The 19,625-nt window shown below is 71.8% G+C and carries 21 protein-coding genes, 1 tRNA gene and 1 other RNA gene; 22 read left to right on the top strand and 1 reads right to left on the bottom strand.

From position 1 onward, the window contains the following. The 22 genes from N553_RS0103555 to N553_RS0103455 all read left to right on the top strand — a co-directional run bounded on the left by N553_RS0103555 (position 1) and on the right by N553_RS0103455 (position 19,306). The gene (locus N553_RS0103555; protein WP_081844336.1) at positions 1-966 is read left to right on the top strand and encodes a carbohydrate ABC transporter permease; all 966 of its coding nucleotides are present in this window, start codon (positions 1-3) and stop codon (positions 964-966) included. Beyond that, positions 966-1,850, top strand: coding sequence for a carbohydrate ABC transporter permease (locus N553_RS0103550; protein ID WP_081844335.1), 885 nt, complete (start codon positions 966-968; stop codon positions 1,848-1,850). The genes N553_RS0103555 and N553_RS0103550 overlap by 1 nt, the downstream gene beginning before the upstream one ends. Next, entirely contained in the window at positions 1,847-2,779 is a 933-nt protein-coding gene (locus tag N553_RS0103545) for a carbohydrate kinase family protein (RefSeq protein WP_028045389.1), read from the top strand. The genes N553_RS0103550 and N553_RS0103545 overlap by 4 nt, the downstream gene beginning before the upstream one ends. Further along, a complete protein-coding gene (locus N553_RS0103540; RefSeq protein WP_028045388.1) occupies positions 2,776-3,696 on the top strand; it encodes a 1-phosphofructokinase family hexose kinase in 921 nt (306 codons plus the stop codon). Before N553_RS0103545 ends, N553_RS0103540 begins: the two co-directional genes overlap by 4 nt. 39 nt (positions 3,697-3,735) lie before the next feature. Next, a complete protein-coding gene (locus tag N553_RS0103535; RefSeq protein WP_028045387.1) occupies positions 3,736-4,485 on the top strand; it encodes an AAA family ATPase in 750 nt (249 codons plus the stop codon). Between the two features lie 18 nt (positions 4,486-4,503). Beyond that, positions 4,504-4,600, top strand: an RNA gene (gene ffs / locus N553_RS24605) — signal recognition particle sRNA small type. A gap of 147 nt (positions 4,601-4,747) precedes the next feature. Beyond that, entirely contained in the window at positions 4,748-5,434 is a 687-nt protein-coding gene (locus N553_RS0103530) for an ABC transporter ATP-binding protein (protein WP_028045386.1), read from the top strand. Continuing rightward, entirely contained in the window at positions 5,431-6,789 is a 1,359-nt protein-coding gene (locus N553_RS0103525) for an FtsX-like permease family protein (protein ID WP_028045385.1), read from the top strand. The genes N553_RS0103530 and N553_RS0103525 overlap by 4 nt, the downstream gene beginning before the upstream one ends. Before the next feature lie 83 nt (positions 6,790-6,872). Further along, a complete protein-coding gene (locus N553_RS25540; protein WP_028045384.1) occupies positions 6,873-7,517 on the top strand; it encodes a hypothetical protein in 645 nt (214 codons plus the stop codon). Further along, entirely contained in the window at positions 7,409-7,774 is a 366-nt protein-coding gene (locus N553_RS25890) for a helix-turn-helix domain-containing protein (protein ID WP_369796664.1), read from the top strand. The genes N553_RS25540 and N553_RS25890 overlap by 109 nt, the downstream gene beginning before the upstream one ends. Before the next feature lie 111 nt (positions 7,775-7,885). Next, positions 7,886-10,141: a DNA polymerase III subunit gamma and tau gene (locus N553_RS0103510; RefSeq protein ID WP_028045382.1), complete on the top strand. Its 2,256-nt coding sequence runs from the start codon at positions 7,886-7,888 to the stop codon at positions 10,139-10,141. A 67-nt stretch (positions 10,142-10,208) separates the two neighbouring features. After that, the gene (locus tag N553_RS20895; RefSeq protein WP_034620566.1) at positions 10,209-10,643 is read left to right on the top strand and encodes a VOC family protein; all 435 of its coding nucleotides are present in this window, start codon (positions 10,209-10,211) and stop codon (positions 10,641-10,643) included. A 10-nt stretch (positions 10,644-10,653) separates the two neighbouring features. After that, positions 10,654-11,253 (top strand): recombination mediator RecR, encoded by a 600-nt coding sequence (gene recR, locus N553_RS0103500; RefSeq protein ID WP_028045381.1) that lies wholly within the window; start codon positions 10,654-10,656, stop codon positions 11,251-11,253. Between the two features lie 13 nt (positions 11,254-11,266). Then, complete coding sequence (locus N553_RS0103495) at positions 11,267-11,839, top strand: DUF5063 domain-containing protein (protein WP_028045380.1); 573 nt, start codon at positions 11,267-11,269, stop codon at positions 11,837-11,839. A 150-nt stretch (positions 11,840-11,989) separates the two neighbouring features. Beyond that, entirely contained in the window at positions 11,990-13,264 is a 1,275-nt protein-coding gene (locus N553_RS0103490) for an aspartate kinase (RefSeq protein WP_028045379.1), read from the top strand. A 5-nt stretch (positions 13,265-13,269) separates the two neighbouring features. Next, entirely contained in the window at positions 13,270-14,319 is a 1,050-nt protein-coding gene (locus N553_RS0103485) for an aspartate-semialdehyde dehydrogenase (RefSeq protein ID WP_028045378.1), read from the top strand. A 122-nt stretch (positions 14,320-14,441) separates the two neighbouring features. Beyond that, entirely contained in the window at positions 14,442-14,801 is a 360-nt protein-coding gene (locus N553_RS0103480; RefSeq protein WP_028045377.1) for a GntR family transcriptional regulator, read from the top strand. Then, complete coding sequence (locus tag N553_RS0103475; RefSeq protein WP_028045376.1) at positions 14,798-15,682, top strand: ATP-binding cassette domain-containing protein; 885 nt, start codon at positions 14,798-14,800, stop codon at positions 15,680-15,682. The genes N553_RS0103480 and N553_RS0103475 overlap by 4 nt, the downstream gene beginning before the upstream one ends. Further along, positions 15,679-16,377 (top strand): hypothetical protein, encoded by a 699-nt coding sequence (locus N553_RS0103470; protein WP_028045375.1) that lies wholly within the window; start codon positions 15,679-15,681, stop codon positions 16,375-16,377. Before N553_RS0103475 ends, N553_RS0103470 begins: the two co-directional genes overlap by 4 nt. A 72-nt stretch (positions 16,378-16,449) precedes the next feature. Beyond that, the gene (locus N553_RS0103465) at positions 16,450-17,805 is read left to right on the top strand and encodes a sensor histidine kinase (RefSeq protein ID WP_028045374.1); all 1,356 of its coding nucleotides are present in this window, start codon (positions 16,450-16,452) and stop codon (positions 17,803-17,805) included. Beyond that, positions 17,793-18,455, top strand: a complete 663-nt coding sequence (locus N553_RS0103460) for a response regulator transcription factor (protein ID WP_028045373.1) — start codon at positions 17,793-17,795, stop codon at positions 18,453-18,455. The genes N553_RS0103465 and N553_RS0103460 overlap by 13 nt, the downstream gene beginning before the upstream one ends. Continuing rightward, positions 18,452-19,306, top strand: a complete 855-nt coding sequence (locus tag N553_RS0103455; RefSeq protein ID WP_028045372.1) for a DUF4097 family beta strand repeat-containing protein — start codon at positions 18,452-18,454, stop codon at positions 19,304-19,306. Before N553_RS0103460 ends, N553_RS0103455 begins: the two co-directional genes overlap by 4 nt. Before the next feature lie 147 nt (positions 19,307-19,453). Here the strand turns inward: N553_RS0103455 and N553_RS0103450 are convergent. Continuing rightward, a tRNA-Pro gene (locus tag N553_RS0103450) sits at positions 19,454-19,527 on the bottom strand. Positions 19,528-19,625: the final 98 nt, after the last annotated feature.

The following is a 19,625-nucleotide window of genomic DNA, read 5'->3' as shown; positions in this document are numbered from 1 at the left end:
ATGGCGAGCACGACGGCCGGCGTGCGGCGCCGTAGCGCGCTGCTGCCGCAGGCGCACGCACCGCGCGCGGCGACGCGCCCGGGCAGCCGCAAGGAGCGCCGCCGGGCCGGTATCCAGGGCTGGGGGTTCGTCGCTCCCGCGCTGCTCATCGTGCTCGGTCTGTCGATCTTCCCCGCGGTCTGGGCGTTCTGGCTGTCGTTGCAGAGCTGGGACGGCTTCTCGACGCCGACGTGGGTGGGCCTCGGCAACTACCAGGCGATGGTCACGGACGCCGCGCTGCGCGACGCCGTCGGCCACACGATCCTCTACACGGTGCTCTTCGTGCCGGCCTCCGTGCTGCTGGGCATGGCGCTCGCCCTGCTGCTGAACCGCACCCTGCCCCTCATCGGCGTCTACCGCACGGCGATATTCGTGCCGTTCGTGGCGTCCGCCGCCGCGACCGGCATCCTCACGACCTACCTGTTCAACCCGCAGTTCGGGCTGGCCAACACGGTCCTGCGTGCACTGCACCTGCCGCAGCAGGGCTGGCTCGAGGACCCGTCGCAGGCGATGGTCGTGATCACGCTGATGTCGTTGTGGGGGCAGGCAGCGTTCACCACGGTCATCTACCTCGCGGCCCTGCAGGACATCCCCGTCGAGCTCCTCGAGGCGGCCCGGATCGACGGCGCCAACCGGTGGCAGTCGTTCTGGCACGTGACGTTCCCCCAGCTCGCGCCGGTCACCGTGTTCGTCACGGTCTGGCAGGTCATCGGGGCCATCCAGCTCTTCGACCTCGTCTACACGACGACCCGCGGCGGACCGCTCGACGCGACGCAGACGATCGTCTACTACCTGTGGCAGACGGCGTTCAAGAGCCTCGAGTTCGGGTACGCCTCCGCCGTCGCCTACGGCCTGTTCGCGGTGACCCTGGTCATCACCGGCGGGGTCGTCCTGTACTCCCGTCGCGCGAAGGTGGAGGCGTTCTGATGGCCGTCCAGATGCTCTCGCGCTCGCCGGTCCCGGACGCTCCGGACGACATCCGGCTCACCCGTCGCGGTGGTCGCCGGCACTGGTGGTGGCACGTCCTGCTCGCGCCCATCGCGCTGCTGTTCGCCCTGCCGTTCATCCAGATGTTCCTCACGGCGCTCACCCCGGCGTCCGAGATCAACAAGTTCCCGCCGCGGCTCTTCCCGACGACCTTGACGCTCGACGGCTTCGAGAAGCTGTTCGCCGAGTCCGACATCCTGCGCTGGTTGCTCAACACCGCGATCGTGTCGGCGGTGGGCGTCACCGCGCACCTCGTCCTGTGCTCCCTGGCGGGTTACGGGTTCGCGCGGTTGAGGTTCCCCGGGCGCACGTTCGGGTTCTTCGCCGTCGTCGCGACGATCATGATCCCGACCCAGCTGCTCATGGTCCCGACGTACGTGATGTTCGCGCGGGTCGGCCTCATCGACACCCTGGGCGCGGCGATCGTGCCGTGGTTGGCGTCGGCGTTCGGGATCTTCCTCATGCGCCAGTTCTTCCTGTCGCTGCCGGCGGAGCTCGAGGAAGCGGCGGTGCTCGACGGGTGCTCGCGGTTGCAGGTGTTCGGGCGCATCGTGCTGCCCCTGGCCAAGCCTGCGCTCGCCACGCTGGCCATCTTCACGCTGCTCGGCTCATGGAACGACCTGGTGTGGCCACTGATCGCGATCAACGACCCCGCGAGCTTCACGCTGCAGCTCGGCATCACCAACTTCCAGGGTGACCGCCGTACGGACTGGTCGCTCCTCATGGCGGGGAACGTCGTCGCCACGCTGCCCCTGATCCTCTTCTTCGTCATCGCCCAGCGGCAGTTCATCGCGACGATGACCTTCTCCGGGCTCAAGGGATGAGCGCGCGCACGGTCCTGGTCGCGGGCGACGCCAACGTCGACCTGGTGCTCCGTGGAGACGTGGTGCCGCGGTTCGGGCAGGCCGAGCAGCTGGCCGACTCGGGGGAGCTCGTGCTCGGCGGAAGTGCGTCGATCGCGGCGTGCGGGCTGGCACGTCTGGGTGTGCCGACGTCACTGGTGGCGCGGGTCGGGGACGACGCCTTCGGGCGGTTCCAGCTCGACGCGCTGCTGGCGGCCGGCGTCGGGACCGACCAGGTGGAGGTCGATGCCGCCACCCCCACGGGCCTGTCGGTCATCCTCTCGACCGTCGACGACCGCGCGATCCTCACGGTACCCGGCACGATCCCGACCCTGCGCGCGGCCACCGTCCGGGCGGCACTCGCCACCACCAGGGCGGGGCACCTGCACGTCGCGTCGTACTTCCTGCAGCCGGCGCTGGCCGCCGAGCTGCCGGCGCTGCTCGCCGACGTCCGTGCGGCCGGAGTCACGGTCAGCCTCGACACCAACTGGGACCCGGCCGAGAAGTGGGAAGGGGTGCTCGATCTGCTGCCGTTCGTCGACTACCTGCTTCCGAACCTCTCAGAGCTCCGCGCACTCGGTGCGGTCGCGGGTGTGTCCGGGCCGGACCGGGACGTCGCGCGCACGCTGGCGCAGTCGGGTCCGCGGATCGTCGTGAAGGCCGGGGCCGACGGCGGGTGGTCGGTGGGCCCCGACGGACCTGCCGTTCACGCGCGGGGGCTCACCGTCGAGGTCGTGGACACCACCGGCGCGGGTGACAGCTTCGACGCCGGCTACCTGGCGGCGCTGGCGCACGGCATCGACGACGAGCGGGAACGTCTGCGGTGGGCCGCGGTCGCGGGTTCGCTGTCGACCCTCGGCTCGGGTGGCAGCGGCCGGCAGGCGACCCTCGAGGACATGGGCGTGCGGTGATCACGGCAGTCGCTGTCAGCCCGGCCCTGGACGTGACCTACCAGGTCGACGAGCTCGCAGGGATCCAGCGTCCGCTGTCGGTGCACCGCGTGGCCGGCGGCAAGGCGCTCAACGCCGCGCGCGCCTCGGCGCTGCTCGGGTCCTCCGTCGCGGCGGTCGCCGTGCTCGGTGGGGGAACCGGCGCGGTCGTCGCGCAGGCTGCTCGCGCGGACGGCGTGGACCTGCGGGTGATCGACGGCGTGGAGCTCACGCGGACCTGCGTCAGCATCCACTCGCGCTCGACAGGTGGCCTGACGGAGATCTACGAGCAGGCCACGCCGGTCTCCCGCACGGCGTTCGACGAGCTCCTGGCGGTTCTGGCCGAGTCGTTGGCCACCCGGCCCGGCTGGTGCCTGGTCAGCGGCGGGTTCCCGGAGTCCCTCGGCCCCGGTGCGCTGCGCGAGGTCGTCGACGTCGCGGCCCGTGCGGGTGCCCGCGTCGCGGTCGACAGCCACGGGCCGGTCCTGCGAGCCCTGCTGGGTCGCAGCAGCCCCCTGGACCTCCTCAAGGTGAACCGTGCCGAGGCGTGCGAGGCCCTCGGTCGGCCGGTCGGCACACCCCTACCGGACGTCGTCGGCGCCCTGCACGCCCTGACCGGCCGGCTCGTCATGGTCACCGACGGGACCGCCGGCATGCGGGCAACCGACGGGACCGTGACGCTCGACGCGGTGCTGCCGGGGGTGATCGGACAGTTCCCCGTCGGTAGCGGCGACTCCGCGCTCGGGGCCTTGGTGCACGCGCTCGACGAGGGTTGCCCGCTCGCCGACGCGCTGCGGCTCGTGAGCGCGGTCGGGTGCGCGAATGCCATGCTCCCCGGCGCGGCCCGGTTCGATCTGGCGACCATCGACGCCCTCCTTGCGGACGTCGTCGTGCGCTGACGGCCGCGCGACGGGCCGACGACGTGATGAGGTGGTGCCGTGACGCCCGGACCCCTCCCCGTTCGCGCGGTCCGCGTGCAAGATCAGGACCCGGTCCCCGGTGACGTCTGGTTCACGCAGGTGCCCGCGGTGGCCCAGGTGCTGCGCGAGGGTTGGCCGCTCGACCAGGTCACGGTGCTCGTCGGGGACAACGGTGCCGGCAAGTCCACGCTGGTCGAGGCCGTCGCGCAGATGTTCGGCATGGGGGCCGAGGGCGGCTCCACAGGCTCCATGCACTCGACCCGTCGGACCGAGTCCGAGCTGTGGCGTTACCTACGCCTGGAGCGCGAGATCGGTGCCCCACGCGGGGGCTTCTTCCTGCGCGCCGAGACGATGCACTCCTTCTACTCCTACCTGGAGGCCAACCCGGGGAGTCGCCCGGAGCCTGTGTTCCACGAGATGTCCCACGGCGAGTCGTTCCTCTCGCTCGTCACGGAGCGCATGAGGCCGGCGTACCCGGGACTGTTCCTGCTCGACGAGCCCGAGTCCGCACTGTCCTTCACGGGATGCCTCGCACTCGTGTCGCACCTGACCACGCTGGTCCGCACGACGCCGTCGCAGGTGCTGCTGTCGACCCACTCGCCGGTGCTGGCCGCGATCCCCGGCGCGACGATCTACGAGGTCGGCGAATGGGGTCTGCGCCGCAGCGACTGGGACGACCTCGAGCTCGTGCAGCGCTACCGCGGGTTCCTGGACGACCCCCGGCGCTACCTCCGGCACGTGATCGAGGACGCGTCCTGGTTGGGTTAGAGCTGGGCTAGAATTCTCGACGACCCCTCGTGCGGCGTCATCTCGCTGAACTCCCCCAGGGCCGGAAGGCAGCAAGGGCAGGTGAGCTCTGGCGGGTGTGCGGGGGGTCCTTGCATGCCCGGACAGAGCGCCAGCGGCCAGCGGCCCGGCCCGCGTGTGGAACCTGAGGGTGACCCGCGTCCACCCGTGGGCGCACGCCCGACGGCCGAGGACGAGCCCCCGGACCGACGACCAGCGGGTTGCCGACCACGACGCTGGACACATGAGCCTCGAACCCCGGCTGTCCGGCCGCGCACTGGTGAAGACCTTCGGCAGCACGACCGCGCTCGCGGGCGTCGACGTGGACCTGGCGGACGGCGAGTCGTTGGCCGTCATGGGTCCGTCCGGCTCCGGCAAGTCGACCTTGCTGCACTGCCTCGCAGGCATCCTCGTGCCGGACGGGGGCTCCGTGAGGCTTCGCGGGCGGGACGTCGGTTCGCTCGGGGACCGCGAGCGGTCGCTGCTGCGACGCACGAGCTACGGCTTCGTGTTCCAGTTCGGCCAGCTGCTCTCGGAGCTGCCCGCGGTGGAGAACGTCGCGTTGCCGGCCATGCTGCTGGGCACACCCCGCAAGGACGCCACGGCCCTCGCGGCACAGTGGCTCGGCTCGCTCGGGCTCGCCGGGATGGAGGGCCGGCGCCCGGGCGAGCTGTCCGGCGGGCAGGCGCAGCGCGTCGCCGTCGCGCGGGCCCTGATCACCGGCCCCGACGTGGTCTTCGCCGACGAGCCCACGGGCGCGCTCGACCAGTCGACGGGCCACGACGTGATGCGGATCCTGGTGGAGACGACGAAGGCTGCAGGGACGTCGCTCGTCGTCGTGACGCACGACGCGCAGGTCGCCGACTGGTGCGACCGGCGGATCGAGGTCCGCGACGGGCTGGTCGTCGGCACGGCGGTGAGGTCCCGATGAACCCCGTCGTCGCTCTTGCGCCCCGGTTCCAGCGCGCCGGCGGCCGCGACTCGCGCGTCACGACGTCCCTCGCCATCACGGCCTTCGCCGTCACGACGGGCCTGACGCTCTGCGTCGTCGGCGGGCTTCTCGGGTTCATGGCTCGGGCCGACGCGCCGCTGGCGCCCGGCGAGGACGACATCCGGTCCCTGTACGAGATCCTCGCCTGGTTCGCGGTGATCCTGCTCGTCGTGCCCCTGGTGACCCTTGGCGGCAGCGCCGCCCGCCTGGGGGTGGCCCGCCGCGACGCACGGCTCGCCACGCTTCGGCTTCTCGGCGTGACGACCCGCGAGGTGGTGGCTCTGACCCTCGTCGAGACCGCCTGGCAGGGGTTCGTGGGTGCCGTGCTCGGCATCGTGCTCTACGGGGCGTTGCTGCCGTTCGTCGGGCTGCTGCCGTTCCAGGGGACCACGTTCAGCGTGTCCGAGCTGTGGGTCGGGTGGCAGGGCCTCGTGATCGCGCTGATCGCCGTTCCGGCGCTCGCGGGGCTGTCCGGGGCGTTCTCGTTGCGGCGGGTCGCCATCTCACCGCTCGGCGTGGCCCGCAGGACCTCCCCGAAGGGCATGGGCTTCGTCCGGCTGCTCGTCGCGCTCGTCGGGATCGGGATGTTCATGGTCGTGAGCGCCATCGGAGGTGTGTTCGGTGCGGCGGCTATCGCGGCTCTGATCGGGAGCCTCGCGGTCGGGTTCGCGATGCTCAACGTGGTCGGCCCGTGGGTCCTGGGGGTGGTCGGCAAGGTCCAGCTGCGCCGGGCGAAGACCCCGGCCCGGCTGCTCGCGGCACGCAGGCTCCTGGACGACCCCCGGGCCGTGTGGCGTGTGGTCGGCGGGCTCGGCCTGGCCGGTTTCGTGGCCGGGGCGCTCGTGGTGATCCCGTCGATCGTGGATGTGGACGCATCGCAGGACCCGCAGGGCGCGATCCTGCAGGACGACCTCGTGACGGGCGCGCTGGTCACGCTCGTCGTCGCGTTCCTGCTCGCTGCTGCGTCCGCGGGGATCGCCCAGGCGTCGTCGGTGCTCGACCACCGTCGGGAGATCGCGCTCCAGAACCTGGCCGGCACTCCTGTCGAGCTGCTCGACTCGGTACGTCGGCGCTCGGTCCTGGTGCCCCTGCTCCTCGTCGGCGTGGGTTCGGCCGTGACCGCGCTGATCATGTTCCTGCCGCTGCTCGGGACGATCGCGATCAGGGACGCGAGCAGTCTGCTGCTCCTGGCTGCGTTCCTCGCGGCTGGCTGCGCTCTGGTGTTCGCCGCGACCGAGACCTCCCGCCCGCTGCTGCGCTCGGTGCTCGCCGACACCGTGGTGCGTGCGGACTGAGCCATTCGGGCGACCGGGCTCGGCCCCGATCTCGATAGTCGATACGGTCGAGAGGACGTATCGACTATCGAGATGGGTCACGGGTGACGACGACCTACGAGCCAGCGAGGACGCGCGGACGGGGCCGGTGGGCGGCGGTCGCGGTCGCGGTGGTCGTCGTCGGCGGCCTGCTCGCGTTGCTGTGGGCGGCCATGACCGCGCACGACATCGCGAGCCGGACCGGGACGTGGATCGTCGAGGTGCCCGTGCAGGTGACGCCGCTGCTGCCGCAGGACGCGTGGGACTGGGGTACGACCGGCAGCGGCGTCCCGCTATGGAGCACCGACCACGGGATCGTCGCCTTGGTCGAGCAGGCGGACCGGGCGACGGCGGCGTTCGCCGGTGCCGCCCCCTGGGTGGCGCGGATCGTCCTTGGCCTCGCAGCGCTCCTCCTGGTCCCCGTCGTCCGGGCGCTGGTGTCGGGTGCGCGGCTGACTGTCGGGCACGCCTGGCGGGTGGTCGGGGTCGGCGTGGTCGTCGCGATCGGCTGGGTCGCTGCAGCCGGGCTCCCGGCGCTGGCCGCGGCGCGGATGATCGCCGACCCGGTTCATGGCCTGCGGTCGGAGTGGTTCGAGCCCCGGTGGTCCCTGCCCTGGTGGCCGCTCCTGATCGCCGTGCTCCTTGTCGTCCTGGGGCTCTCGGTCCGCCGTGGTGCCTCCCTCGGTGCCGAGGCCGAAGGACTGGTGTGAGCCGGCGGGGCGACGGCGCCGAGCCCGGGCGTCCACACCGCGTCGAGTGCCATCTGAGTGCACTCCTTGACGCTCGCGACATGACGCTCGTGCAGCTCGCGGAGGCGACGGGTGTCACCGTGGCGAACCTCAGCGTCCTGAAGAACGGCCACGCGCGCGCGGTCCGGTACAGCACGCTCACCGCCATCTGCGAGGCGCTCGACTGCCAGCCGGGCGACCTGCTCACGGTGTCCGAGGCGGGTGGGAGACCCGGATGACCTCCGGCCCGGCCGGCGGCACGGGAAGCGCGGCGCAGGCGGACCGACCACGATCGGGCGATGGTCGCGAACGGATCGTCGGTGTCGGCGCGGGCGTCTAGGGTTCGTGGCGTGAGCACAGCCCTTTACCGGCGGTACCGGCCCGAGAACTTCGCTGAGGTCATCGGGCAGGACCACGTCACCGCGCCCCTGCGGCAGGCGCTGCGCAGCGGTCAGGTCAACCACGCGTACCTGTTCTCCGGCCCGCGCGGCTGTGGCAAGACGACGTCGGCGCGCATCCTCGCTCGCATCCTCAACTGCGCGCAGAACACCGAGGCGAACCCGACCGACACCCCGTGCGACGTGTGCGAGTCGTGCGTCGAGCTCGCGCGTGGCGGCCCGGGCAGCCTGGACGTCGTCGAGATCGACGCGGCGAGCCACGGCGGTGTCGACGACGCCCGTGAGCTGCGCGAGCGCGCCACGTTCGCTCCGGCGCGGGACCGGTACAAGGTGTTCATCCTCGACGAGGCCCACATGGTCTCGAACCAGGGCTTCAACGCGCTGCTCAAGATCGTCGAGGAGCCCCCGCCGCACATCAAGTTCATCTTCGCGACGACCGAGCCGGACAAGGTCATCGGCACCATCCGCTCCCGGACGCACCACTACCCCTTCCGCCTGGTCCCGCCGGACGTGCTCGTCCCGTACCTGCAGCAGCTGTGCGACTCCGAGGGCGTCCAGGTGGCGCCCGGCGTGCTCCCGCTCGTGGTCCGTGCGGGCGGGGGATCCGTCCGCGACACCCTGTCCGTCCTCGACCAGCTCATCGCCGGCTCCGGCGGCGCGGAGCTCGCCTACGAGGGCGCCGCCGATCTGCTCGGGTACACGCAGGCCTCGCTGCTGGACGACGTGGTGGAGGCCGTCGCGGCCCGCGACGGCGCGTCCGCGTTCCGCGTCGTCGACCGGGTCATCTCCACCGGTCACGAGCCGCGCCGGTTCGTCGAGGACGTGCTCGAACGCTTCCGCGACCTCATCGTGATCGCCGCCTCCGGTGACGCCGCCGAGGCCGCTCTGCGTGACGTCCCGTCCGACCAGCTGACCCGGATGCGCCTGCAGGCCGGCCACCTCGGCGCCTCGGAGCTCTCCCGGTCGGCGGACCTGGCCAACGCCGCGCTGACGGAGATGACCGGTGCGACCTCCCCGCGGCTGCACCTCGAGCTGCTGATGGCGCGACTGCTCCTGCCCGCCGCGGAGGACACCCGCTCGTCGATCGGAGCCCGGCTGGACCGGCTCGAGCGCGGGCTGCCCGCCGACGGCGTCCGCGTGCCGGTGGCGACGACGCCCGCGGCCCGGACCGCTCCCGAGCGCGACCCGCGGCCCGTCGATGCAGCGCCGCCCGTTGCTCCGCCCATCCACGCGACGACTCCCCACCCCGCCCAGGCTGCGTCGCTTGCGCCCGTGGCGTCTGTGCGTCCCGCAGAGTCGACTCCCGCCGCCTCTCCCGTGACGTCCGGACCCGCCGCTATGTCCGTCGACGAGCCGCGTATCGCCGCTGCGGAGCCGGCACCGGTCGCTGATCCGACCCCCGGGGCGCGACCCGCCGGACCGGCCGAACCCGCCGGCGAGACAGAGCCGGTCACCGAGCCCGTCGCGCCGGAGCCCGTCCGGCCCGAGCCGGTCGTTTCCGCTCGACCCCAGCCGGTCGTGGCGCCTCAGCCCGCTGCTGCGGCGCCCACGGGCGTCGGCCCGGAGACCGAGGTGATCCGTCGCCGCTGGCCCGAGGTGCTGGAGACCGTCAAGGGCCTGCGACGCGTCACGTGGGCGCTCATCGACCCCCGGAACGCGCAGGTCGCGGACCTCGACGCGACGACGCTGCGGATAGCGTTCGACAACCCCGCGCTTGCCACCACCTTCCGCAACGGCGCCCACGCGGACGTCGTCGCCCGCGCCGTGCGCGAGACGCTCGGCTTCGACGTGCGCGTCGAGGGCATCCTGGCCGAGCAGGCTTCGGCAGCCGCCCCCGTCGCCAAGGAAGCCCCGACCCGTCCGGTCAACGACCGCGAGAACCCGCGCGCAGTCACCCCGGCCGAGGCCGCCGCCTCGTGGGACGACGAGCCGCCGGCCCCCGAGCCCCCGGACGACGAGCCCGGCGAGCCGGCTCCTGCGCCGGAGCCGCCGGCGGACCTCGCTGCGGTCGCACCGCAAGGCTCGGCCAGGGAGCGTGGCATGGCCGCAGCCCGCGAGTCCGCCGCCCGCGCGGTGCCGGGTGTACCCGACGAGCCGTCGCCCGACGACCCCGAGATCAGTGGCTCGTCGTTGATCGGTGCACCGCTGGTCGCTCAGATGCTCGGCGGCACGGTCATCGACGAGCAGCTGGACGACGGCACGTCGTGACGGCCGACGAGGGCGCGTCCGCTCCGGGAGTGGACCTCGTCCGAGTCCCCGAGGGCGCGTCCCGCGCATGAGCGTCGGGGACCTGCACCACCTCGAGATCTGGGTCGGCGACCTTGCCGTCGCGGAGCGGTCGTGGGGATGGTTGCTCACCGCGCTCGGATATCGGGAGCGGGTCCGCTGGACAGGTGGAGTGAGCTGGTCGCGGGCGAACGGCCCGTACATCGTCCTCGAGCAGGGCCCGGATGTCGTCGCGACCCGTCACGACCGCCTGCGGCCGGGCCTGAACCACCTCGCGCTCCACGCGGGCTCACCGCGGGACGTCGATGCCCTCGTCGCGGAGGCCCTGCAGCACGGCTGGACGCTGCTGTTCGAGGACCGGCATCCCTACGCGGGTGGCTCCGCGCACTACGCGGCGTATCTGGAGGACGACAGCGGGTTCGAGGTCGAGCTCGTCGCCCGCCAGGCCAGCGCGCCCGACGGTCCGTCGGCCCCGACCACGTAGGCTGACGGGCGTGTACGAGGGTGCGGTCCAGGATCTGATCGACGAGCTCGGGCGGTTGCCCGGTGTCGGTCCCAAGAGCGCCCAGCGCATCGCGTTCCACCTCCTGGCGGCCGACCCTGCGGACGTGCGACGGCTCGCCGACGCGCTCACCGAGGTCAAGCTCCGGGTCCAGTTCTGCGAGATCTGCGGCAACGTCGCGCAGGAGACGCAGTGCCGGGTCTGCCGCGACCCGCGCCGGTCGCTGGCCACCATCTGCGTGGTCGAGGAACCGAAGGACGTCGTCGCGATCGAGCGCACGCGTGAGTTCCGTGGCCGGTACCACGTGCTCGGCGGCGCCATCAACCCGATCGCAGGTGTGGGTCCGGACGACCTGCGGATCCAGTCGTTGCTGACGCGGCTCGCGGACGGGACGGTCACCGAGGTCATCCTCGCGACCGACCCCAATGTCGAGGGCGAGGCGACAGCGACGTACCTGGCGCGCATGCTGGTACCCATGGGCCTCACAGTGAGCCGTCTGGCGTCCGGTCTACCGGTGGGTGGTGACCTCGAGTACGCCGACGAGGTGACGCTCGGTCGGGCGTTCGAGGGTCGTCGTCGGATCAGCGCGTAAGGAGGACGGCTCGATGGCACCGCACCCGAACGTGGACGCCGACCTGAGGGACATCGCTGTCGCGATGGCGGAGGAGTCCCGTCGTTACCTGACCACCGTGACGGAGGTCGCGTCGGGCGCCGCGCCGGACGCCGCGCTCCCGCTCCTGCTGCTCGCGGTGTCGGACGTCCTGGCTTCCGGCGCCCGGCTGGGTGCGACCACCGACGTGGTGCCGTTCGAACGGTTCGAACCGGACGTAGGCCCCGACCCCGACGTGGAGCCGCTGCGCGCCAACCTGGCCAACGTCTTCGACGGGATCGACGAGTACGTGGAGGTCGTCGACCCGCTGCTGGGCGTCGACGTCGGGCGTTCGAGCGTGTCGGGGGACCTGGTGGCGATCGCGGGAGCCCTGGCCCAGGGGCTGCGCCACTTCGAGAGCGACCACGTGCTCGAGGCCCTGTGGTGGTGGCAGTTCAGCTACCTGTCGGACTGGGGCGAGCGCGGTTCGAGCGTGCTGCGCACCTTGCAGGCGATCCTCGCCCACCTGCGCCTCGACGTGGAGGACGACGTCGCCGCCGAGGCGGAGTACGACGCCCTCCAGCCGTGACGCCGCCATGAACGCCCCACGCAGGACTCCGTGCGGGTCGACGCGCGACCTGAGGTCGTGTCCGCTCGGCATCTGAAACCGCGCCCCGTCCTGCACGGGCACCGCCGTACACTCGCCCGGTCCTGTTCCGAGCCCGCGAAAGAGCTCCCTGTGGCCCTGATCGTGCAGAAGTACGGCGGTTCGTCCGTCGCCGACGCCGCGAGCATCAAGCGCGTCGCCAAGAGGGTCGCCGAGGCGAAGCGGGCCGGGCACGACGTCGTCGTGGTGGTCAGCGCGATGGGGGACACGACCGACGAGCTCATCGACCTCGCGACGCAGGTGACGCCGATGCCGCCGCAGCGTGAGATGGACATCCTGCTGACGGCGGGCGAGCGGATCTCGATGTCGCTGCTGGCCATGGCGATCCACAACCTCGGCATCGACGCCAAGTCGTTCACCGGGCAGCAGGCGGGTGTGCTGACCGACGAGGCCTACGGCAAGGCGCGCATCATCGACGTCACGCCCAGCCGCATCCGGCAGACGATCGCTCAGGGCTCCGTGGCCATCGTCGCGGGGTTCCAGGGCGTGAACCCCTCGACCAACGACGTGACCACGCTCGGCCGCGGTGGCTCGGACACGACGGCCGTCGCGCTCGCGGCGGCACTGAAGGCAGACGTCTGCGAGATCTACACGGACGTCGACGGTGTGTTCACCGCCGACCCGCGGATCGTCCCGAACGCCCGCAAGCTCGAGCGGGTCACCTACGACGAGATGCTGGACCTCGCTGCCAGCGGCGCCAAGGTGCTCGTGCTGCGCTGTGTCGAGTACGCGCGCCGGTACGGGGTACCGATCCACGTCCGTTCGTCGTTCAGTACTCATACCGGCACGCTCGTCACGGACGAGCCCGCCCCTGAAGGAGAGACCGTGGAGCAGCCGATCATCGCGGGCGTCGCGCACGACCGCAGCGAGGCCAAGATCACCGTGGTCGGTGTCCCGGACGTGCCGGGCAAGGCCGCCCGCATCTTCGAGGTCGTCGCCGGGGCGGGCGTCAACATCGACATGATCGTGCAGAACGTGTCGGCCGCGTCGACCGGCCTGACGGACATCTCGTTCACGCTCCCGGCGAGCGACGGTGCCGCCGGGACGGCTGCGCTGACGGAGCACCAGCCGGATATCGGCTTTGCCTCGCTGCAGTACGACGACACGATTGGCAAGCTCTCGCTGGTCGGCGCGGGCATGAAGTCGCACCCCGGGGTCTCGGCACGGTTCTTCGCCGCGCTCTCGGAGGCGGGCATCAACATCGAGATGATCTCGACGTCGGAGATCCGGATCTCCGTGGTCACCCGGGCGGACTCGCTGGACGAGGCTGTTCGAGCGGTGCACACGGCGTTCGATCTGGACTCCGCGTCGGACGAGGCCGTCGTGTACGGCGGGACGGGACGTTAGACATCATGGGACTGAACATCGCTGTGGTCGGGGCTACCGGCCAGGTCGGTGGCGTCATGCGTCGCCTGCTCGAGGAGCGCGACTTCCCGGTCGACTCCATCCGCTACTTCGCCTCGCCGCGGTCCGCAGGCACGACGCTGCCCTGGAACGGCACGGACGTCGTCGTCGAGGACATCAACATCGAGGACCTGTCGGGGATCGACGTCGCCCTGTTCTCGGCCGGTGGCGGGGCGTCCAAGGAGCACGCGCCGCGGTTCGCGGCGGCCGGTGCGCTGGTCATCGACAACTCGTCGGCGTGGCGTCGTGACCCTGAGGTCCCGCTCGTCGTCTCCGAGGTGAACCCTGGGGCGATCGCCGACGCCGTCAAGGGCATCATCGCCAACCCGAACTGCACCACCATGGCCGCGATGCCGGTGCTCAAGGTCCTGCACGACGAGGCCGGGCTGACGCGGCTGGTCGTCTCGACGTACCAGGCCGTCTCCGGTTCTGGCCTTGCGGGCGCCGACGAGCTCGACGGCCAGATCCGTGCTGCGGTCTCGCAGGACACGCTCGCGCTCGTCCACGACGGGTCTGCGGTCACGCTCCCCGAGCCGGTGAAGTACGTCGCGCCCATCGCCTTCGACGTCATCCCGCTGGCCGGGTCGCTGGTCGACGACGGGTCGTTCGAGACCGACGAGGAGCAGAAGCTGCGGCACGAGTCCCGCAAGATCCTCGACATCCCGTCGCTGCTGGTGTCGGGCACGTGCGTCCGGGTGCCGGTCTTCACCGGGCACTCGCTGTCGATCAACGCGGAGTTCGCGCGTGCGCTGAGCCCTGAGCGTGCACTGGAGCTGCTCGCCGACGCTCCCGGCGTCGTCGTGACCGACGTCCCGACCCCTCTGCACGCCGCCGGCAAGGACCCGTCGTTCGTCGGGCGGGTCCGCCAGGACCAGGGCGTGCCGGACGGGCGGGGTCTGGCGCTGTTCGTCAGCAACGACAACCTGCGCAAGGGTGCTGCGCTCAACGCGGTCCAGATCGCCGAGCTCGTGGCGGCCCAGCGACTGACCTCCGTCTAGCAGCTGCGACAGAACGCCCGCGCTCGGATGAGCGCGGGCGTTCTGCTGTCTCGGGGGCTTGGCAACGTCGCGGTTCTGTGGTTAGTTGGTTAGGCAATGAACCACCGAGGAGGCGATGCGACGTGTTCGACGGACGGGCACCGCTGTACGTCCAGATCGCCGACCAGATCCGTGCGGACGTCCTGTCGGGCGCTCTCGAGGCGGAGGAGCAGGTCATGTCCACGACGCAGTACGCCACGACGTTCCGGATCAACCCGGCGACGGCGGCCAAGGCCTTCACGGAGCTCGTCGACGAGGACGTGCTCTACAAGCGCCGCGGCATCGGCATGTTCGTCGCACCGGGCGCACGCGAGCGGCTGCTCACCCGGGCACGGGCCGCGTTCTTCGCGGAGGTCGTGGACCCGGTCGTGGCCCAGGCGAAGGTGCTCGGCATCCCGGTCGAGGACGTCGTCGACCACCTGAGGAACGGGGGACCGCGATGAGCGGCTTTGGTGTGCAGGTCAGGGACCTGACGGTCCGCTACGGGTCGACGACGGCGCTCGATGCCGTCTCGTTCGACATCCAGCCCGGCGCCATCACGGGTCTGCTCGGGCGCAACGGGTCCGGGAAGACGACGGCGCTGTCCGTGCTGGCCGCGTTCCTGCGCAAGACGAGCGGCACCGTGCTGGTCGACGGCGAAGAGCCCTGGGAGAACCCCCGGGTGATGAGCGGCACGGGCCTCGTGCGCGAGAGCGGGGACGTCATCGCGGAGCGCCGGATCTCGGAGACGCTTCGCATGGTGGCCGACCGGCGCCCCGCGTACGACCCGACCCTCGCGGAGAAGCTGCTCGACATGTTCGAGCTAGACCCGACGACCCGGCCCTACAAGCTGTCGCGCGGCAAGAAGTCGGCGTTCGGCGTGGTCGTCGGCATCGCGAGCCGCACGCCGCTGACGCTTCTCGACGAGGTGCACCTCGGCATGGATGCACCGTCCCGGTACGCGTTCTACGACGTTCTGCTGCAGGACTGGCTCGATCACCCGCGCACGATCGTGCTCTCCAGCCACCTGATCAACGAGATCGAGCGGCTGCTGGAACGCGTGCTCGTGCTGGACCGCGGCAGTGTCCTGGTGCAGTCGGACGCCGACTCCCTGCGCGCGAGCGGCATGACGGTCACGGGGGCGTCGGCCGACGTCGAGGCGTTCGTCGCCGACCGGGACGTCGTCGCTCGCCAGCGGCTGGGGAGCACCGCCCAGGCGACGGTCGTCGGTGCGCGCCCCGACGACGAACGGCTCGCCCGAGAGTCCGGGCTCGAGCTCGGCCCGGTCCCTCTGCAGGACCTGTTCGTCCACCTGACCGACCCCGCGACGGAGGCTGCGCGATGAGTACGACGGTGATCGCAGGACCGGTTCGACGGGGACCGGTCGTCCTGACCGCGCGCTGGTTCCTGACAGCCCAGCTCCGCCTGGCGCGGTGGGTGTGGGGTGTGGGCGTCGTCCTGGTGGCGATCGGCGTCGCGGTCTACGGTGCCGCAGCGGAGACGGTCGACGCGAGCGTGGCGCAGTACGGCATGCAAGCCCTGTGCTGGCTGCCCTTGTCGGTCTTCATCGGGCAGGCGCTCGGCTACCTGCCGGCGCATGTGGCGTCCGGGTTGACGCGTCGGTCGCTGTCGCGCGGGGCCACGGTCGCGGCGGTCGGCACCGCGCTGGGGTACGGGGTGGCGTTCGCGCTCGTGATGCTCGTGGAACGCACGGTCTACGATGTGTTCGGCTGGACCTGGGCCGTCGGGTCCGACGGTGCCTCGACGGCGTCGTTCCTCGTCGCCTGCACCGCGGCGTTCGTGCTGTCGTCCACCGCTGGTCTCCTCGTCGGGATCATCTACCTGCGGCACGGTGGGTGGTGGGGAACGCTCACGCTCCCGCTGGTCGTGGGGCCGCTCGTGGCACTCATGGTCTTCATCCCGATCGTCGACGACGAACAGCTGTTCCTCGCCGCGGCGGTGGCCGTCGTGGGCGCCGTGGTGGCGGCCGCCGTCTACGACCGGCAGGTGAGGGGAGCGACCGTGCCGCCCAAGCGGTAGGGCTGTCCCCACCACACGTCGGTGGGTGGGCTGGCTGTCTGGAAGCGGAGCCGGGGCCCTAGCGTCTGTGCCATGACCTCAGATCAGTCCACGGACGCCCGCGCGGGCAGCTGCGTCCCGGTCGCCGACGACCTGCGCCTCGTGGCGCCGGCCTTCACCGGATGGAAGCCCTTGCTCGCTGCTCCGGTGGCAGGGGCCACGTGGGCCGGGGTGTCGCAGACGGTCGTCGGCGCGTTCGTCGTCGGGATCGCCGCGACCGTCGCCGTCGTCCTCCTGTCTCTCGGCGTCACCCTCGTGATCGTCGTCGTCGGCATCCCGATCCTCGTCCTGATGCTCCTGGCCGCCCGACCGTTCGCCCGCCTCGAGCGAGCCCGCCTGCACGCGCAGCTGCGGGTCAGCATCGACGCCCCCACGTACAAGCGGCCGCGGAAGCCAGGCTGGTGGGCCGCCTGGATGGCGGTTCTGGGCGACAGCCGCTCGTGGGCGCACGTGGCGTACTCGCTGGTCGGCAGCATCATCCTGGCGACCGCGAGCGTGATCGTCTCGGTCGGCCTCTCGGGCGCGCTCGCCCTGCTGGCCTTCGGGATCGCCTACGGCAGGTCGGTGAACATGCCGGTCCCCGTGCCGCTCCTGCTCGCCGGCGCCATCGTGGCTGCCTGGCTGGGCGCGCTCGGGGTGCAGGCGTCGTCCCTGGCGCTGGTCCGCTCGGCGCGGTCGATGCTGGGCTCGTCGCCGCAGGCGGAGGCCGTCGAGGCAGCCCGCCAGGCGCGGGCCCGGGCCGACGAGGCCGAGGGCCGGGCGGTGCATCTGACGCAGACGCGCACTGCCGCGGTCGGCGCCGCCGACGAGGAGCGCCGGCGCATCGAGCGCGACCTGCACGACGGCGCGCAGCAGCGCCTCGTGGCTCTCGGCGTGGAGCTCGGGGCGGCCAAGCGCCGGGCGTCCAGCGATCCCGACGCCGCAGCGGCGCTGGAGTACGCGCACCGCGAGGTCAAGGAGACTCTCGCCGAGCTGCGCGACCTGGTGCGGGGGATCCACCCAGCGGTCCTGACCGACCGCGGTCTCGACGCCGCACTGTCCGCGCTGGCCGCCCGCAGCCCGGTCCCGGTCACGGTCGACGTGCCGGGTCCTCTGAACCGCGCCAGCACGTCGGCGCAGGCGGCCGCCTACTTCGTGGTCGCCGAGGCCCTGACCAACGTCGCCAAGTACGCGCACGCGACCTCCGTCTCGGTCAGCGCGACCATCACGCCGTCCCAGAACCTGCGTCTGCTCATCGCCGACGACGGACGCGGCGGGGCCACCCCCACGCCGGGGAGCGGACTGGACGGGCTGCGCAGCCGCGTCGCCGCGCTCGACGGCACCTTCGACCTGGACAGCCCGGCCGGCGCCGGCACCCGACTCACCGTGGAGGTGCCGTGCGCATCGTGATCGCCGAGGACTCCGTCCTCCTGCTCGACGGCCTGACCCGGTTGCTCGTCGCGGAAGGCCACGAGGTCACCGGCTACACCACCGCCGACCAGCTCGTGGCTGCGCTCGGTCCGGCCGACCCGGTGCCCGACGTCCTGGTGACGGACGTGCGCATGCCACCGACGCACACCGACGAAGGTCTGCGTGCAGCGGTCCACCTGCGTAGCCTGCACAAGCGCCTGCCGATCCTGGTGCTCTCGCAGTACGTCGAGCAGCGCTACGCCCAGGAGCTCTTCGCCGGGGACGTGCGCGGCCTCGGGTACGTGCTGAAGGACCGCGTTGCCGATGTCGACGAGTTCCTCGACGCGCTCGGCCGCGTCGCGTCCGGCGGCACCGTCATCGACCCGGACGTCGTCGCCCAGATCCTGGCCCGCACCCGCAGGTCGGGCCTCGAGACCCTCACGCCCCGCGAGCGCGACGTGCTGGGCCTCATGGCGGAGGGCCGGTCCAACGGGGCCATCGCCGAGCGGCTCGTGGTCGGGCTGCCCGCCGTCGAGAAGCACGTCACCTCCATCCTCACCAAGCTGGGCCTGGCCCAGGACTCCGACGACCACCGTCGCGTCCTGGCCGTCCTGCGCTGGCTCGAGCACGAACCGGGAGACCAACCATGACCACGACCCTCGACCGTCCGCCCGCTCCTCCGCAGCGCTCGGGCGGTGCTCGCGCCCTGCTATGGGCCGGCGGGATCATCGGAGCGCTCTCGATCGCGGCGGGCGCGCACAGCCTCGTCGATCTCCTGGCCTTCACGTACGCAGACTCGGCGACGGTGATCGCCACGGCCTCGTACGACGCGGCCCCCGTGGTCGAGCTCGTGGCCGACGGCGACATCACGGTGACCACAGGTGGCGCCGGGATCGATGTGGAGCGCACGTCGCGCAGCGCGTCGAAGCACGCCAGGTACACGGCCTCCGTGATCGGCGACCGTCTCGTGGTGAAGCACGAGTGCGACTGGTGGCGTCCCGGGTTCTGCGCGGCAGGCCTGAACGTCACCGTGCCCGACGGCACCGCGGTGATCGTCCGCGCGTCGGACGGCTCGGTCGAGGCGAAGTCCCTGACCGGCCCGGTCACCGTCCACACCAGCGACGGCTCGACGACGATCTCTGACGTGGACGGCGACGTCTCGCTGCGGTCGGCCGACGGCAGGGCCACGATCACCGACGTCCGCGGTGACGTCACCGCCCGCACCTCGGACGGCTGGATCGAGGTCTCGGACGCCACGGGCGACGTCACGACGGACACCCGCGACGGCCGCACGACGATCGCGTCGGTCCAGGGAGACGTCGACGCCCGCGCGGCCGATGGTGACGTGACGGTCTACGGCAACGGGCAGCCCGTCGCACTGACGATCAGCACGAACGACGGTCGGCAGACCATCGACGCACCGACCGACCCGAACGCGCCCGTCAGCATCCGCATCCGCACCGTCGACGGAGATGCGTCCTACCTGGGGCCGCAGAGCTGATCCTGCCCGGCCGGGTGTCGCCTGGAGCGGACCCGGCCGGCCCACGGTGTGATCCGGGGTGATCCCGGAAGGCGTGCGAGGCGTTCGGCCCCGCATGCAGAAGGCCCCTGTCAGCGTCTCCGCTGCCAGGGGCCTTTTTCCACAGTGTCGGGGTGGCGGGATTCGAACCCACGACCTCTTCGTCCCGAACGAAGCGCGCTACCAAGCTGCGCCACACCCCGTGGAGCCTGGCAAGGATAGCCGACGAGTGCCGGTACGACGAAACCGAGAGCCGCGGCGGCAGCGAACGCCTGGGCGGGCGTCATGGCGCGGCACGCGA

The sequence above is a fragment of the Cellulomonas sp. URHE0023 genome, assembly GCF_000688475.1.
Taxonomy (GTDB): domain Bacteria; phylum Actinomycetota; class Actinomycetes; order Actinomycetales; family Cellulomonadaceae; genus Cellulomonas.
This window is presented reverse-complemented; position numbering and strand designations above follow the sequence as displayed.